General features: G+C 72.1%; 14 protein-coding genes. All 14 read left to right on the top strand.

Annotated elements, in window-relative coordinates; translation table 11 throughout:
* Positions 1–100 precede the first annotated feature (100 nt).
* The 14 genes from RUR49_RS20620 (at position 101) to RUR49_RS20555 (ending at position 14581) form a co-directional block, all read left to right on the top strand.
* Positions 101–985: a helix-turn-helix domain-containing protein gene (locus RUR49_RS20620; RefSeq protein WP_409148312.1), complete on the top strand. Its 885-nt coding sequence runs from the start codon at positions 101–103 to the stop codon at positions 983–985.
* Between the two features lie 79 nt (positions 986–1064).
* Complete coding sequence (locus RUR49_RS20615) at positions 1065–2381, top strand: MHYT domain-containing protein (RefSeq protein ID WP_409148311.1); 1317 nt, start codon at positions 1065–1067, stop codon at positions 2379–2381.
* A gap of 377 nt (positions 2382–2758) precedes the next feature.
* Complete coding sequence (locus RUR49_RS20610) at positions 2759–3628, top strand: FAD binding domain-containing protein (RefSeq protein ID WP_409148310.1); 870 nt, start codon at positions 2759–2761, stop codon at positions 3626–3628.
* 73 nt (positions 3629–3701) lie between these two features.
* A complete protein-coding gene (locus tag RUR49_RS20605) occupies positions 3702–4196 on the top strand; it encodes a (2Fe-2S)-binding protein (protein ID WP_409148309.1) in 495 nt (164 codons plus the stop codon).
* Positions 4193–6613, top strand: coding sequence for an aerobic carbon-monoxide dehydrogenase large subunit (locus tag RUR49_RS20600; RefSeq protein ID WP_409148308.1), 2421 nt, complete (start codon positions 4193–4195; stop codon positions 6611–6613). The genes RUR49_RS20605 and RUR49_RS20600 overlap by 4 nt, the downstream gene beginning before the upstream one ends.
* A gap of 376 nt (positions 6614–6989) precedes the next feature.
* On the top strand, positions 6990–7859 hold the full coding sequence (locus RUR49_RS20595) for an AAA family ATPase (protein ID WP_409148307.1): 870 nt from the start codon (positions 6990–6992) through the stop codon (positions 7857–7859).
* Entirely contained in the window at positions 7859–9064 is a 1206-nt protein-coding gene (locus RUR49_RS20590) for a vWA domain-containing protein (RefSeq protein ID WP_409148306.1), read from the top strand. The genes RUR49_RS20595 and RUR49_RS20590 overlap by 1 nt, the downstream gene beginning before the upstream one ends.
* 14 nt (positions 9065–9078) lie before the next feature.
* Entirely contained in the window at positions 9079–9903 is an 825-nt protein-coding gene (locus tag RUR49_RS20585; protein WP_409148305.1) for an XdhC family protein, read from the top strand.
* Between the two features lie 95 nt (positions 9904–9998).
* Complete coding sequence (locus RUR49_RS20580; RefSeq protein WP_409148304.1) at positions 9999–10136, top strand: hypothetical protein; 138 nt, start codon at positions 9999–10001, stop codon at positions 10134–10136.
* On the top strand, positions 10133–10945 hold the full coding sequence (locus RUR49_RS20575) for a TlyA family RNA methyltransferase (protein WP_409148303.1): 813 nt from the start codon (positions 10133–10135) through the stop codon (positions 10943–10945). The genes RUR49_RS20580 and RUR49_RS20575 overlap by 4 nt, the downstream gene beginning before the upstream one ends.
* The gene (locus tag RUR49_RS20570; protein ID WP_409148302.1) at positions 10942–12231 is read left to right on the top strand and encodes a class I SAM-dependent RNA methyltransferase; all 1290 of its coding nucleotides are present in this window, start codon (positions 10942–10944) and stop codon (positions 12229–12231) included. Before RUR49_RS20575 ends, RUR49_RS20570 begins: the two co-directional genes overlap by 4 nt.
* Positions 12232–12366: 135 nt before the next feature.
* The gene (locus tag RUR49_RS20565; RefSeq protein WP_409148301.1) at positions 12367–13059 is read left to right on the top strand and encodes an HAD-IA family hydrolase; all 693 of its coding nucleotides are present in this window, start codon (positions 12367–12369) and stop codon (positions 13057–13059) included.
* Positions 13056–13871 carry an ATP12 family chaperone protein gene (locus RUR49_RS20560; protein ID WP_409148300.1) on the top strand — a complete coding sequence of 272 codons (816 nt, stop codon included), beginning with the start codon at positions 13056–13058 and terminating at the stop codon, positions 13869–13871. The genes RUR49_RS20565 and RUR49_RS20560 overlap by 4 nt, the downstream gene beginning before the upstream one ends.
* Complete coding sequence (locus RUR49_RS20555; protein ID WP_409148299.1) at positions 13868–14581, top strand: sulfotransferase family 2 domain-containing protein; 714 nt, start codon at positions 13868–13870, stop codon at positions 14579–14581. The genes RUR49_RS20560 and RUR49_RS20555 overlap by 4 nt, the downstream gene beginning before the upstream one ends.
* Positions 14582–14606 lie beyond the last annotated feature (25 nt).

Below are 14606 nucleotides of genomic sequence, written 5' to 3'. Positions count from 1 at the left end.
CAGGCGCCTGCCGCCACCTGCGGTTTCGTTGCCGCCGGGCCACCCGCGCGCTACCATATCCGGGCACGTCGGCGACAGACCGGCGGCGGAGGGACGCCCGATGACGCTTTGCTCACCGGAGAACCTGCCCGACTACGTGCCCGGCCAGATCCTCGCCCGCAGCGACGGTCTCGGCTGGAAGGGCGTGGGCTTGCGCACCTACGGCTACCGGGGCCAGGACGTCATGGTCCCGGCGATGCGCGACTTCATGCTCGTCTCCTACCGCGTCGGCGTCACGCCGATGCAGCGCCGCTTCGAAGGCCGCTGGTCGCGCGCCGTCTGCGGACCGGGAACGGTGTCGCTGCTCACCCGCTCGCAGGTGTCGCACTGGCACTGGACCGAGGACGTCACCGTCACCCACCTCTACCTCACCGAAGCCTTCGTCGCCGGCATCGCCGCCGAGGTCACCGGCCGCGGCGTCGCCGAGGTGATGTTCGGCGACATCCTGCGGACCGACGACCCGATCGTGACGGCCGCCATCGACACCATCGCCGCCGAGGCTCGCAGCCCGGAGTTCGGCGCCGGCCTCTATGTGGAGAGCATTGGCCGCCAGCTCGTCATCCACTTGTTGCGCAAGTACGCCTCGGTGCGCCTGCGCGAGACCCAGGGGCGCGGCAAGCTCGCGGCCGTCCATGGCGAGCGCGCCCGCGCCTTCATCGAGGAGAACCTCGGCCGCACGCTCGACCTCGGCGAGATCGCCGCCGAGCTCAACATGAGCGCCGGCACCTTCGCCCGGCAGTTCCGCCGCACCACCGGCATGGCGCCTTATGCCTACGTCACCGAGCGGCGCCTTGAGCACGCCCGCCGCCTGCTTGAGGAGACGGACCTGCCGGCCAAGCAGGTCGCGGCGGCGTGCGGCTTCTGCGACCAGGCGCACCTCACCCGCATGTTCGCCCGCCGCTACGGCGTGACGCCGGCCGCCTTCCGGCAGTCGCGGGCGGAATAGCCCCACCACGACCGGCGTCGCCGCCTCCTCCGGGACGGGACGGGCTTGCGCTCGCCCTCTCCGACTTTAGAATCGCCCCATGTTGCCGGTCGCCTACGATCCGACGCTGGTGGTCGCCTCGGTGCTCGTCGCCGTGATGGCGGCGTACACCGGCTTGCGCGTCACCACCGGCATCGCCGCGCTGTCCGCCCACCGCCAGAAGATCGAGATCGCCAAGGCGGCGGTGGCGCTCGGCGGCGGCATCTGGTCGATGCACTTCGTGGCGATGCTCGCCGTCAGCCTGCCGGTGCCGATCGAGTACGACGCCCTCCGAACCCTCGGCTCCGTACTGATCGCCATCCTGATCACCGGCCTCGGGCTGATCGCGCTGCACGCCGGCGAGCCCTCCCCCGGCCGCCTCGTCGCCGCCGGCACGATGACCGGCCTCGGCATCGTCTCGATGCACTATGTCGGCATGTCGGCGATCGGCGGGACCTGCATGCCGCTGTTCGCGCCGGAGGGGTACGTCATCTCGACGATGATCGCGATCGGCGCCTCGATCGGCGCCTTCTGGCTCGCCTACCGGGAGCGCCCGCACGCCCATCTCGCCCTCGGCGCGGTGGCGCTCGGGCTCGCGATCTCCGCCATGCACTATTCGGCGATGATCTACACGCGCTTCTCGCTCCTGACCGAGATCGTGCCGATCTCCGAGCCAACGCTGACGGGCGGCGTGCTGGCGATGATCGTGGCGGTCGCCGCCTTCGTCATCTGCGGGCTGTTCCTGCTCACCGCCCTGCCGCTCGGTGAGGCACCAGCGATGGCCGCCGCCGGGTCGGGTGGCGGCGCTCCGCCGGCGATGCCGCGTGGGCTCGCCACCGCCGGGGTCGGCCGGGCATCGCCCCCCGCCGCCCCAGCCAGCAACATCGCCCATCGCACCAGTGACGTTGAAGCCACGGCATCGCCGTTCGCCCAGCCGGCGCGGGTAACCCCGACGCCGGAGGCCGGCGTCGGCGGGGTCGCAACCGCGGCCCGCACCGAGACGGCGGTGGAGGCACGGTCGACCCAGCCCACGCCGCCTCCGACGCCCGGGCGCCTGCCCTACGAGCTCAACAACACCGTCCGCTTCGTGGCGCTGGACGACGTCTCGGCGATCCGTGCCGACGGCCACTACACCTGGCTCCGGCGCGGCGACAGCGAGTTGTTCTGCCCGTGGTCGATCTCCAAGTTGGAGACACTGGTCGACGCGGAGCGCTTCGTGCGCACCCACCGCTCGCATCTCGTCAACATCGCCCACGTCACCGGCTTCTCGCGCGACGGCGACAAGGCGTTCTGCCTGATCGGCGAGAGCGACGAGAGCCGTGTCCCCGTCAGCCGCACCCGCGTCGCCGACATCCGCCGCCTGCTCGGCATGGAGTGAGGCGCAAGGCCCGCGTCGCCCGCCGCGCTCCTCCCCCGGACGCGCCCGCCCGACCGACCGCGCCCCCCATTTCGATCCGCCCGATGGGTGGTCCCTGCCTCCGCGTGAGGACGGGCCGCCGACGGCCACCGCGCGCGTGACGCCGCGTCGAGAACCCGCCGCGGCGCCGCGATTCCGGCCAGACGGCCGCCGCGCCGACGGCCGATCCGCCTCCGCATTTCGTGCAATGAGACCGCATTTCGTGCACGCCCGCTGACATTCAAACGCACGTCGGATGCCGTGCCGCCCGCCTCTCTTAGACTTTCTCCACGCAGCGCCCCTCCGCCGTCGCCGGTCGAGAAAGGGGTGCGCACCGAGGAAGCGCTGAGGAGGACGGGATGATCCCCGCATCGTTCGACTATCACCGGCCCGCGTCGGTGGCCGAAGCCTTGTCGCTGGTCGCCAAATATGGCGACGAGGGCCGGGTGGTCGCCGGCGGCCACAGCCTCATCCCGATGATGAAGCTCAGGATGGCCAACCCGCAGCACCTCATCGACCTGCGCGACGTCGCCGAGCTGAAGGCCGGCATCCGCGACGACGGCGGCACCACGCTGATCGGCGCGCTGGTCACCCAGGCGGAGTTGATCGCCGACGAGAGCCTCGCCCGCATTTGTCCGATCCTGCGCGAGACGGCGCTGCAGATCGCCGACCCGCAGATCCGCAACTGCGGCACCGTCGGCGGCAATGTCGCCAACGGCGACCCCGGCAACGACATGCCGGCCGTGATGATGGCGCTCGACGCGAGCTTCGTCGTCCAGGGTCCAGACGGCAGCGAGGAGCTCTGCGCCAAAGGCTTCTACCAGGCGGCCTACTTCACCGCACTCGGCGACGGCCGCATCCTCACCGCCATCCGCATCCCGCGCCCGCCGACCGGCCACGGCTCGGCCTACGTCAAGCAGAAGCGCAAGATCGGCGACTACGCCACCGCCGCAGCCGCCGTTCTGCTGACGCGCTCCGGCGAGCGCTGCACCTTCGCCTCGATCGCGCTCACCAACGTCGCCGACACGCCGCTCTATGCCGAGGAGGCCGCGCGCATCCTCGTCGGCAGCACGCTCGACGCCGCCACCATCGACCGCGCCGTCGCGGCCGCCGAGGCGATCACGCGGCCGTCGAGCGACGGGCGCGGGCCGGCGCGCTTCCGCACCAAGGTCGCCGGCCAGATGGTCCGCCGCGCCATCGCCATCGCAAGCGAACGCGCCAGCGGCTGAACGAACGCGAACGCTCGCCCCAGCGGCTGAGCGCCCGACACAAGAAGCAACGATACCCGGGAGGAACCGCCCGATGGGCAAGATGCACGTCAAGCTGACGGTCAACGGCCGCGCCGTCGAGGCGCTCGCCGAGCCGCGCACGCTCCTCATCCACTTCCTGCGCGAGAACCTCGAACTCACCGGCCCGCACATCGGCTGCGAGACCAGCCACTGCGGCGCCTGCACGATCGACCTAGACGGCAAGTCGGTGAAGTCCTGCACCATGTTCGTCGCCCAGGCGAACGGCGCCGACATCGTCACCATCGAAGGCATCGCCCACGCCGACGGCACGCTGCACGCGCTGCAGGAGGCCTTCCGCCAGCACCACGGCCTGCAGTGCGGCTTCTGCACGCCGGGCATGATCACCCGCGCCTGGCGGCTCCTGCAGGAGAACCCGAACCCGACCGAGGAGGAGGTGCGCTACGGCATCTCCGGCAACCTCTGCCGCTGCACGGGCTACCAGAACATCGTCAAGGCGGTGCTCGCCGCCGCCCACGAGCTCTCCGCCGTCAAGGAGGCCGCCGAATGAACGCGCCCGTCCCCACCCCGATCGAGCGCGCCGAGAAGCTGCAGGGCCTCGGCTCCTCCCGCAAGCGCGTCGAGGACGCCCGCTTCACGCAAGGCAAGGGCCGCTATGTCGACGACATGAAGATGCCGGGCATGCTCTACGGCGACTTCGTCCGCTCGCCCTACGGCCACGCCCGCATCAAGTCGATCAACGCCGAGGCCGCCAAGGCGCTGCCGGGCGTCATCGCCGTGCTCACCGCCGCCGACCTCAAGCCGCTCGGCCTGCACTACATGCCGACGCTCGCCGGCGACGTGCAGGCGGTGCTGGCCGAGGAGAAGGTGCTCTACCAGAATCAGGAGGTCGCCTTCGTCGTCGCCGACGACCGCTACGTCGCGGCCGACGCGGTGGAGCTCGTCGAGGTCGAGTACGAGGAGCTTCCCGCCCTCGTCGACCCGTTCAAGGCGATGGATGCCGACGCGCCGGTGCTGCGCGAGGACCTCGCCGGCAAGACAACCGGCGCCCACGGCCCGCGCAACCACCACAACCACATCTTCACCTGGACCGTCGGCGACAAGGACGCCACCCACGCGGCGCTTGCCGCCGCCGAGGTGGTGGCCGAGGAACTGATCACCTACCAGCGCGTCCACCCCTGCCCGCTCGAGACCTGCGGCTGCGTCGCCTCGATGGACAAGATCAACGGCAAGCTGACCGTCTGGGGCACCTTCCAGGCGCCGCACGCGGTACGCACCGTCGCGTCCCTCATCTCCGGCATCCCCGAGCACAACATCCGCATCGTCTCGCCGGACATCGGCGGCGGCTTCGGCAACAAGGTCGGCGTCTATCCCGGCTACATCTGCGCGATCGTCGCCTCGATCGTCACCGGCAAGCCGGTGAAGTGGGTCGAGGACCGCATCGAGAACCTGTCGACCACGGCGTTCGCCCGCGACTACCACATGCGCGGCCGCATCGGCGCCACCAAGGACGGCCGCATCACGGCGCTCGACTGCCACGTGCTCGCCGACCACGGCGCCTTCGACGCCTGCGCCGACCCGACCAAGTATCCGGCCGGCTTCTTCTCGATCTGTACCGGCTCCTACGACATCCCCGTCGCGCATGTGTCCGTCGACGGCGTCTACACCAACAAGGCGCCGGGCGGCGTCGCCTATCGCTGCTCGTTCCGTGTCACCGAGGCGTCCTATTTCATCGAGCGGATGATCGACGTGCTCGCCCGCAAGCTCGACATGGATCCGGCCGAGCTGCGCCTGAAGAACTTCATCGGCAAGGAGCAGTTTCCCTACACCTCGGCGCTCGGCTGGGAATACGATTCCGGCGACTACCAGACCGCCATGGCGAAGGCGATGGAGACCGTCGACTATGCCGGCTTGCGCGCCGAGCAGGCGGAGAACCGCGCCGCCTTCGCCCGCGGCGAGACGCGCTCGCTGATGGGCATCGGCGTCGCCTTCTTCACCGAGATCGTCGGCGCCGGGCCGGTGAAGAACTGCGACATCCTTGGCCTCGGCATGTTCGACAGCTGCGAGATCCGCATCCACCCGACCGGCAGCGCCATCGCCCGCCTCGGCACCATTAGCCAGGGCCAGGGCCACGCCACGACGTTCGCGCAGATCCTCGCGACCGAGATCGGCATCCCCGCGTCGATGATCACGGTCGAGGAGGGCGACACCGACACCGCCCCCTACGGCCTCGGCACCTACGGCTCGCGCTCGACGCCGGTCGCCGGTGCGGCGACTGCCATGGCCGGCCGGAAGATCCGCGCCAAGGCGCAGATGATCGCCGCCTGGCTTCTGGAAGTGCACGAGGACGATCTCGAGTGGGAGGTCGACCGCTTCGTCGTCAAGGGCGCGCCGGAGCGGGCGAAGACGATGACGGAGATCGCCTTCGCGTCCTACAACCAGGCGATCCCGGGTCTCGAGCCGGGGCTCGAGGCGGTCAGCTACTACGACCCGCCGAACATGACCTACCCGTTCGGCGCCTATGTCTGCGTGCTCGACATCGACGTCGACACCGGCGTCTCGACGGTCAGGCGCTTCTATGCGCTCGACGACTGCGGCACCCGCATCAACCCGATGATCATCGAGGGCCAGGTGCACGGCGGCCTGACCGAGGCGCTGGCGATCGCGATGGGCCAGGAGATCACCTACGACGAGATCGGCAACGTCAAGGGCGCCACCTTGATGGACTTCTTCCTGCCGACCGCGGTCGAGACGCCGGCCTGGGAGACCGACTTCACCGTCACCCCCTCGCCGCACCACCCGATCGGCGCCAAGGGGGTGGGCGAGTCGCCCAATGTCGGCGGCGTGTCGGCCTTCTCCAACGCCGTCAACGACGCCTTCGCCCACCTCGGCCTCACCCACACGCCGATGCCGCACGACCACTGGCGCGTCTGGCAGACGGCGGAGCGGCTGGGGATAACGGCGTGAGCCTGCGCGGCCACGTTTCGGCGTTGACGATCCCGGCGGGGGAACGGGTCGGGAGGGGGGCGCGCGGGCGGTGCACCCGCGCGAGGGGGGAGCCACGCCGCGGCAACGCCTCGGCGGTCCCCCTCCCGCTTTCCTCCCTTCCGGATCGCACAAGTTCGCCGCGAGGAAAACGCCTCCGCCACCCTCCCCTCGAGGGGGAGGGTCGACGCGCCGCAGGCGCGGCGGGGTGGGGTGACCGCGGGCGGCGAGCCCGCGCAAAGGCTCGCGCCTCGAGTGGAGTTTCTTCCGGCGCCTCCCGGCGCCGCCACCCCACCCCGGCGGCTCCGCCGCCGACCCTCCCCCTCGAGGGGAGGGTGGCGCGTCAGCGCCAGGTCCCATGACCCCCGCTACCCTCCAGTCCGCCCTCGCGGCCGTCGGCTATCTCGCCGACGACGCCCTCGCGATGGCCCTCACGCTCGGCGACATGCTGGGCCGCCCCGTGCTGCTCGAAGGCGAGGCCGGGGTCGGCAAGACGGAGGTGGCGAAGGCGCTGGCCGAGGCCCGCGCCGCCCGCCTCATCCGCCTGCAGTGCTACGAGGGCCTCGACGCCGGCCAGGCGCTCTACGAGTGGAACTACCAGCGCCAGTTGCTGGCCATCCGCGCCCGCGAGGGTGAGAACCCCGATGCCGTCGAGGAGCTCATCTTCTCCGAGCGCTACCTGCTGAAGCGGCCGCTGCTCGAGGCGATCACGCAAGCCGAGCCGCCGGTGCTGCTGATCGACGAGATCGACCGCGCCGACGAGGCGTTTGAAGCCTATCTGCTCGAGGTGCTATCGGACTTCCAGATCACCGTGCCGGAACTCGGGACCATCCGCGCTACCGCCCGGCCCTTCGTCGTGCTGACCTCGAACGGCACCCGCGAGCTCTCCGACGCGCTCCGCCGCCGCTGCCTCTACGCCTATGTCGACTATCCCGATGCCGAGCGCGAGCGCGCCATCGTGCTCGCGCGGCTGCCGCACGTGGAAGCCGAGCTCGCCGGCCAGGCGGCACGCTTCGTCCGCGCGCTGCGGGCGGAAAGCCTGGAGAAAACCCCCGGCATCGCCGAGACGCTCGACTGGGTGGCCGCACTCGCCGGCCTCGGCGTCCGCGACGTCGCCGCCGATCCGGAGACGGTGCTGGCGACGCTCGGCTGCCTCTTGAAGACCGAGCCGGACCTGCGCTCCGTCACCATCGAGGTAGTGGCGCGGCTCGCGGGCAAGGCGGCGTGATGGGCGCCGCGGCGGCAGCGGCGGCGCCCGACGGCGGCTTCACCGGCCGCATCGCCGGCTTCGTCGGCCATCTCCGCCTCAACGGCTTCGCCCTCGGCCCGGCGGAAGCGGCCGCGGCCGCCGACATCGCCGTGCGCGTCGGCGCCACCGACGCCGGCGCGGTCCGGCTCGCCTGGAAGACGCTGCTGGTCGGGTCCGAAGACCAGTGGCACCGCTTCGACGCCCTCTTCGAGGCCTGGTGGCATCGCCGCGGCCGCGAGCGCCGCAGGCCGACCGCCGGCGGCGCCAGCACGGCCCCCGACCGCACGCCGCCGGCGTTGTGGGAGCGCCACCTCGACGACCGTGATCAGAGATCACGGGGCGTCGACCGCGCCGCCCCGGCCACCATCCCCGACGACGGCACCGGCGGCACGGCGGGACCGCCGGCGAGCCGCCTCGTCGCGGCCCCGTCGAGCCCGCTCAATCGCACCGATCTCCGCCACATCACCGACGCGGCCGAACTCGCCGCCGCCGAAGCCGAGGCGCGCCGTCTCGGCACGGTGCTCCGCGACCGCTTGAATCGCCGCCAGTTCGTCGCCCCGCAGGGCACCCGCCCGGACCTCCGCCGTGCCATCCGCCGAAGCTTGGCCACCGGCGGCGAGCCGTTCGTGCTGCCGCGCCGCCGGCGCCGGCGGCCGCCCCTGAAGCTCGTCGCGCTGCTCGACGTCTCCGGCTCGATGAAGCCCTATGTCCGCGTCTTCCTTCAGTTTCTGCGTGGGCTGGTAGTCGGCACGCGCGACGGCGACGCCTTCCTCTTCCACACCCGCCTGCACCGTGTCGGCGATGTGATCATGGATCACGATCCGATCCGGGCGATGACGCGTCTCGCGCTCACCGCCGACGGCTTCGGCGGCGGCACGCGCTTCGGCGCCTGCCTCGCCGACCTCCACCGCATGCACGGCCGACGCGCTCTGACGAGCCGCACCGTCGTGCTGGTGCTCTCGGATGGCTACGACACCGGCGCGCCGGAGGCCGTCGCCAAGGGCTTCGCGCGTCTGCAGAAGCGCGTCCGCCGCATCGTCTGGCTGAACCCGCTCGCCGGCTGGCAGGGTTACGAGCCGGTGGCGCGCGCCGTCGTCGCCGCCCGTCCGCACATCGACTTGTTCGCACCAGCGACGACCCTCGCCGATCTCGCCGCGCTGGAACCGGCGCTGCGGCGCCTCTGAAAGGGAGGAGCACCATGGGCACCGCCCGCTCGGACGTTCTCGACCTCGCCGGTCGCCTCGCCGCCGGAGGCGAGGACTACTGCCTGGTCACCGTCGTGCGAACGGCCGACGCCACCTCCGCCAAGGCCGGCGCGAAGGCGATTGTTTCCCGCGATGGCACCCTCACCGGCTTCGTCGGTGGCGGCTGCGTCACCGGCGCGACGCGGCGGGCGGCGCTCGACGCGCTGGCCCACGGCGCACCGCGGCTGATCCGCGTGCGTCCGAAGGACCAGGTGGTGGCGACGGTCGACGTCGACGGCATCGAGCTGCACGCCTCGAGCTGCCCGAGCGGCGGCACCGTGGAGCTGTTCCTCGAGCCGGTCCGCCGCGCGCCGCGCCTCGTCGTCGCCGGGGCCTCGCCGATCGCCGCCGCGATCGTCACGATCGGCCGCGCCCTCGGCCACCACGTCGTCGCCGCGGCGCTGGCCGAGGACCACGACCGCCTGCCTGCCGCCGACGCTGTGCTGGACGGCTTCGACCTCGCCCCGCTCGCCCTCGACGGCCGCGATGCGGTGGTGGTGGCGACCCAGGGCAAGCGCGACCGCGAGGCGCTCGCCGCAGCCCTCCTCTCCGAGGCCGGCTATGTCGGCATGGTCGGCAGCCGGCGGAAGGTGGCGACGCTGACAGCGCAGCTCGCCGACCGCGTGCCGCCCGACCGCCTCGCCCGCCTGCACGGCCCCGCCGGCCTCGACATCGGCGCCATCGAGCCCGAGGAGATCGCGCTGTCGATCCTGGCAGAACTGGTGCGGGAGAGACGCCAAGGCGCATCGGTGTCGATGGCGCAGACGGCGACGGGCTGACGAAGGGCCTTCTTTCGCAAGGCCCGAGGCATTACATTCGATCCGGTCGCAAAGGCGGTTTGCTTTTCGCGCCGCCCTGACCGATTCGAGCCCCCATGACCCATCCCGCCACCCTTTCCGTCGCCTTCGCCGGCGCTGCGCTCGTCGCGGCGGCCGGGGGGCTATGGGCGGTCTACGGGAAGGGGATCTATCTCGAGGCGCTGCTCACCGGCCTCGCCGGGTGCTTCGGGTGAACGAAGCGGGCAGCGTCGAGGACGACGAGGACGACGTCGCCGCGGTATCCGCCGGTGGTGCGCAGCGGCTCGACATCGCGCTGGTCGCGCGCGGGCTCGTCGACAGCCGGTCGCGGGCACGGGACCTCGTGCGGCGCGGCCGCGTTACCATCGATGGCAAAGTAGCCTCGAAGCCTTCGGCGACGGTGCCGCCGGACGCCGTGCTGGCCCTCGCTGAAGATGCCGGACGTTTTGTCTCGCGCGCGGCCGAGAAGCTGATCGCCGGGCTCGACCATTTCGGCTTCGACCCGGCCGGCCGGATGGCCCTCGATATCGGCGCCTCCACCGGCGGCTTCACCGACGTGCTGCTCGATCGCGGCGCGAAGGCCGTCGTGGCGATCGATGTCGGCCGCGGGCAGATGCACCCGCGCATCTTCGAGGATCAGCGCGTCACCGTCATCGAGGGCCTGAACGCCCGCGAGCTCTCGGACGAGCACCTGCCGGGGCCGCCCGAAGCGGTGGTCGCCGACGTCAGCTTCATCTCGCTGAGACTCGTGCTGCCGCCGGCACTGGCGCTCGCCGCCCCCGGCGCCTGGGGCGTGTTCCTGGCGAAGCCGCAGTTCGAGGTCGGCCGCGACGGCATCGGCAAGGGCGGCATCGTCCGCGACGTCGCCGCCGCCGAGGGCGCGGCGCGGGCCATCGCCGACTGGATCGAGGGCCGCGACGGCTGGCGCGTCGCCGGCGTCATCGCCTCGCCGCTCGCCGGCGGCGACGGCAACCGCGAGTTCCTGATCGGCGCGACCCGGCAGTCGACCGGCAGCCGGCCATGAGCGGCGATTTCGCTCCCGTCGAGGACGTCGCCGTCAACGAGCATGCCGCCCCCGTGCGCGAGACGGTCGTCATCGACCGCCTCGGCCACCTCGGCGACGGCATCGCCGAGACACCCGAGGGGCCACTCTACGTCGCCTTCGCGCTGCCGGGCGAACGCGTCACCGTCGAGCGCCACGGCAGCCGCGGGACGCTCGTCTCCGTCGACATCGCGTCGCCCGAGCGCGTCACGCCGCCATGCCGGCACTTCAGCGTCTGCGGCGGCTGCGCGCTGCAGCACCTGGCGCCGGCCCCCTACACCGCCTTCAAGCACCGCCTCGTCGAGGACGCCATCGCCGCCGAGCGGCTCGACGCGACCGTCGACCCGATCGTGCCTTTGCCGCCCGGCACGCGCCGGCGCGCCACCTTCACGGCCCGGCGGACAGAGACCGGCACGGCGCTCGGCTACAACGGCCGCGGCAGCCACCGGCTGGTAGCGATCGAGGAATGCCCGGTGATCGAGCCGGCGCTCGTCGCCGCCCTGCCGCGCCTCAACCGCCTCGCCGCGCGCCTCGTCCACCCGAAGGACGCGACGCGGATGATCGTGACCGCGACCGACAACGGCCTCGACGTCGCGCTCGTCGGCGCGCGGCGCATCGACGAGGCGGAGCGGATGCGGCTGCCGGCGGTCGCCGCCGAGCTCTGCCTCGCCCGGCTGTCGGTCAACGACGAGCTGATCGCGATGATCCGGCCGCCGTCGCTCGATGTCGGCGGCACCGCCGTGGTGGCACCACCCGGCGGCTTCGTGCAGGCCGTCGCCGGCGCCGAGGCGGCTCTCGCCGAGATCGTTCTCGCAGCGGTCGGCAAGGCGCGGCGCGTCTGCGACCTCTATGCCGGCATCGGTACCTTCTCGCTGCGTCTCGCCCGCACCGCCACCGTTCATGCGATCGAAGGCGATGCCGCGGCACTCACCGCCCTGGAGGCCGCCCGGCGCTTCGCCAAGGGCCTCAAGCCCGTGACGACGGAGCGGCGCGACCTCGTCCGCCGGCCGCTGTCGGCGAAGGAGTTCGCCCGCTTCGACGCGGTCGTGCTCGACCCGCCGCACGCCGGCGCCAAACCGCAGGTCGAGCTGCTGGCGAAGTCCGTCGTGCCGCGCATCGCCTACGTGTCGTGCAATCCCTCGACGCTCGCCCGCGATCTCGCCATCCTGGTCGCCGGTGGATACGCGATCGACCGCGTCGTGCCGGTCGACCAGTTCGTCTGGTCGACCGAGGTCGAGGCGGTGGCGGTGCTGTCGCGGCGGCGCTGACCGCGCGACTGGTCTGTCCAGCGGACCAGTGACGGCGACGTCCCGCGTCGACGGCTCAAGTTGACGTCTCCCCGCCGGATGGTCCATCACGCCGCCAGCATTTGGGGGCGGTCCGGCTCCCGCGGAACACCACCGATGTACCTCGTCCTGTTCGATTGCGACGGCACGCTGGTCGACAGCCAGGCGATGATCGTCACCGCCATGGACCACGCCTTCCGCGACACCGGCCTCGTGCCGCCGACGCGCGCGGCGACGCTGTCGATCGTCGGGCTGTCGCTGCCGGTGGCGATGACGGCGCTGACCGCCGCGACGCCTGGCGCGCCCGTGGCGGCGCTGGTCGACGCTTACCGCGCCGCCTTCCACCGCCTGCGCAGCGAGCCGGTCGACCGCGAGCCGCCCTATCCCGGCGCGCTCGCCGCCATCGACGCATTGTCGGCGCGGCCGGACGTGCTGCTCGGCGTCGTCACCGGCAAGTCGCGGCGCGGGCTCGACGGCATCCTCGCCCGCCATGCCATCGCCGACCGCTTCGTGACGCTGAAGACCGCAGACGACGCGCCCTCGAAGCCCGACCCGACGATGGTGCGCCTCGCGCTCGCCGAGGCCGGTGTTGCCGCGGAGCGGACCGTCGTCGTCGGCGACACCACCTTCGACATCGAGATGGCGCGTGCCGCCGGCACGCTGGCGATCGGCGTCTCCTGGGGCTACCACCCGGTCGCGCAGTTGCAGGCGGCCGGCGCCCACCGTCTCGTCGACGACTTCGAGGCCCTGCCCGCCGCGATCACGGACGTGTTCGCCGAGGACGCGGCGCGGCGACTGGTGACGACATGAGCGACGAGCCAGACACCCCCTTCGACCTCGGCGCGCTGGCCCCGACCGAGCGCCCGTCCGATCCGACGCGCACGCCGGCCGCCAAGGTCGAGCTGCCGAAGCGCTTCTACACCGACGTCGCCACCGCCGAAGGCCCGGAGGGCCACGAGCTCAGGCTCGACGGCAAGCCGGTTCGCACGCCGGCGCGCCACCTGCTGGCGGTGCCGACGCCGGGGCTGGCGGCGGTGCTCGCCGCCGAATGGGCGGCGCAGGGCGAGCGCATCGACCCAGCCAAGATGCCGCTGACGCGGCTCGCCAACGCCGCCATCGACGGCGTCGCCGGCGAGATCGAGGCGGTCCGCGCCGATGTCGTCGCCTTCGCCGGCAGCGACCTGCTCTGCTACCGCCCGGATGGGCCGGAGGGGCTGGTGGCGCGCACCAACGCGCTCTGGAACCCGGTGGTCGACTGGGCCGAGCGCGACCTCGGCGCCCGCATGGTGCTGGCCGAAGGCGTGATGCCCGTGGAGCAGGAGACGCAAGCGATGGCGGCGATCGCCGCGGCGGTGCCCGCCGATCCGCCGCTGCTGGTCGCTGCCACCCACGTGCTGACGACGCTGACCGGCTCGGCGCTGCTGGCGCTCGCCGTCGTCCACGGCGCGCTCGACTTCGAGACCGCGTGGACCTCCGCCAACGCAGACGAGGACTGGAACTGGTCGCTGTGGGGTGCCGACGAGGAGGCGGTCGCCCGTCGGCTGGCGCGCGAGGCCGACGCCCGCACCGCCGCCCTGGTGGTGGCCGAGCTCACTGGCCGGGGAGACGCGGCGCCGGCATGATCGTCTCGCACCGTCATCGCTTCATCTTCCTGAAGACGAAGAAGACGGCGAGCTCCAGCATCGAGCTGGCGCTGTCGGAGATCTGCGGGCCGGACGACATCATCACGCCGCTGATTCCGGCCGACGAGAAGCTCCGGCGTGGCCGCGGGCCGCAGAACTACGCGATCCCCTTCCTCCGGCGGTCGCTGGTGGCGCCGGTCCGGCGGATGATGGGCGCGACGCCGGCCCGCGCCGGCCTCGAGTTCTACAACCACATGCCCGCCCACAAGGCGAAGGCGGCGCTGCCGCGCGCGGTCTGGGAGGGCTATGCCAAGGTGGCGGTGGAGCGGAACCCGTGGGACCGCGAGGTGTCGCTCTACTTCTGGGAGATGCGGCAGCGACCCGAGGCCGACCGGCCCTCATTTGCCGACTTCGTGCTGAAGCGGCCGGCGGTAGAGCGGGTGAAGAACGTCCAGCTCTATTCGATCGACGGCAAGATCGTCGTCGACCGCTTCCTGCGCTACGAGAGCCTCGCCGCCGACTTTGCCGCCTTCGTGGCCGACCTCGGCGTCGAGACGCCACCCGTGCTGCCGCACGCCAAGAGCTCGCACAGGCCGGCCGCGCCCGGCGGTGACGGTCCCGCCTATCGCCGCTTCTACGACGAGGCGACACGCGAGGCCGTGGCGCGCTACTACGCGCGCGAGATCGATCATTTCGGCTACACTTTCTGATGCTTCCGCCGACCGATTCCCGCCT

The sequence above is a fragment of the Pseudoxanthobacter sp. M-2 genome (assembly GCF_046156265.1).
In the GTDB taxonomy this organism is placed as follows: Bacteria; Pseudomonadota; Alphaproteobacteria; order Rhizobiales; family Segnochrobactraceae; genus CAMDHY01.
Note: the sequence above shows the minus strand (reverse complement) of the source record. Positions and strands in the feature narration are given on the sequence as shown.

What these genes read in the sequence shown, in the direction of transcription:
- RUR49_RS20560 (WP_409148300.1), top strand. Translation starts at nt 13,056, where the DNA reads ATGAGCGACGAGCCAGACACCCCCTTCGACCTCGGCGCGCTGGCCCCG.
- RUR49_RS20555 (WP_409148299.1), top strand. Translation starts at nt 13,868, where the DNA reads ATGATCGTCTCGCACCGTCATCGCTTCATCTTCCTGAAGACGAAGAAG.
- RUR49_RS20570 (WP_409148302.1), top strand. Translation starts at nt 10,942, where the DNA reads ATGAGCGGCGATTTCGCTCCCGTCGAGGACGTCGCCGTCAACGAGCAT.
- RUR49_RS20580 (WP_409148304.1), top strand. Translation starts at nt 9,999, where the DNA reads ATGACCCATCCCGCCACCCTTTCCGTCGCCTTCGCCGGCGCTGCGCTC.
- RUR49_RS20595 (WP_409148307.1), top strand. Translation starts at nt 6,990, where the DNA reads ATGACCCCCGCTACCCTCCAGTCCGCCCTCGCGGCCGTCGGCTATCTC.
- RUR49_RS20610 (WP_409148310.1), top strand. Translation starts at nt 2,759, where the DNA reads ATGATCCCCGCATCGTTCGACTATCACCGGCCCGCGTCGGTGGCCGAA.
- RUR49_RS20600 (WP_409148308.1), top strand. Translation starts at nt 4,193, where the DNA reads ATGAACGCGCCCGTCCCCACCCCGATCGAGCGCGCCGAGAAGCTGCAG.
- RUR49_RS20590 (WP_409148306.1), top strand. Translation starts at nt 7,859, where the DNA reads ATGGGCGCCGCGGCGGCAGCGGCGGCGCCCGACGGCGGCTTCACCGGC.
- RUR49_RS20585 (WP_409148305.1), top strand. Translation starts at nt 9,079, where the DNA reads ATGGGCACCGCCCGCTCGGACGTTCTCGACCTCGCCGGTCGCCTCGCC.
- RUR49_RS20620 (WP_409148312.1), top strand. Translation starts at nt 101, where the DNA reads ATGACGCTTTGCTCACCGGAGAACCTGCCCGACTACGTGCCCGGCCAG.
- RUR49_RS20605 (WP_409148309.1), top strand. Translation starts at nt 3,702, where the DNA reads ATGGGCAAGATGCACGTCAAGCTGACGGTCAACGGCCGCGCCGTCGAG.
- RUR49_RS20615 (WP_409148311.1), top strand. Translation starts at nt 1,065, where the DNA reads ATGTTGCCGGTCGCCTACGATCCGACGCTGGTGGTCGCCTCGGTGCTC.
- RUR49_RS20565 (WP_409148301.1), top strand. Translation starts at nt 12,367, where the DNA reads ATGTACCTCGTCCTGTTCGATTGCGACGGCACGCTGGTCGACAGCCAG.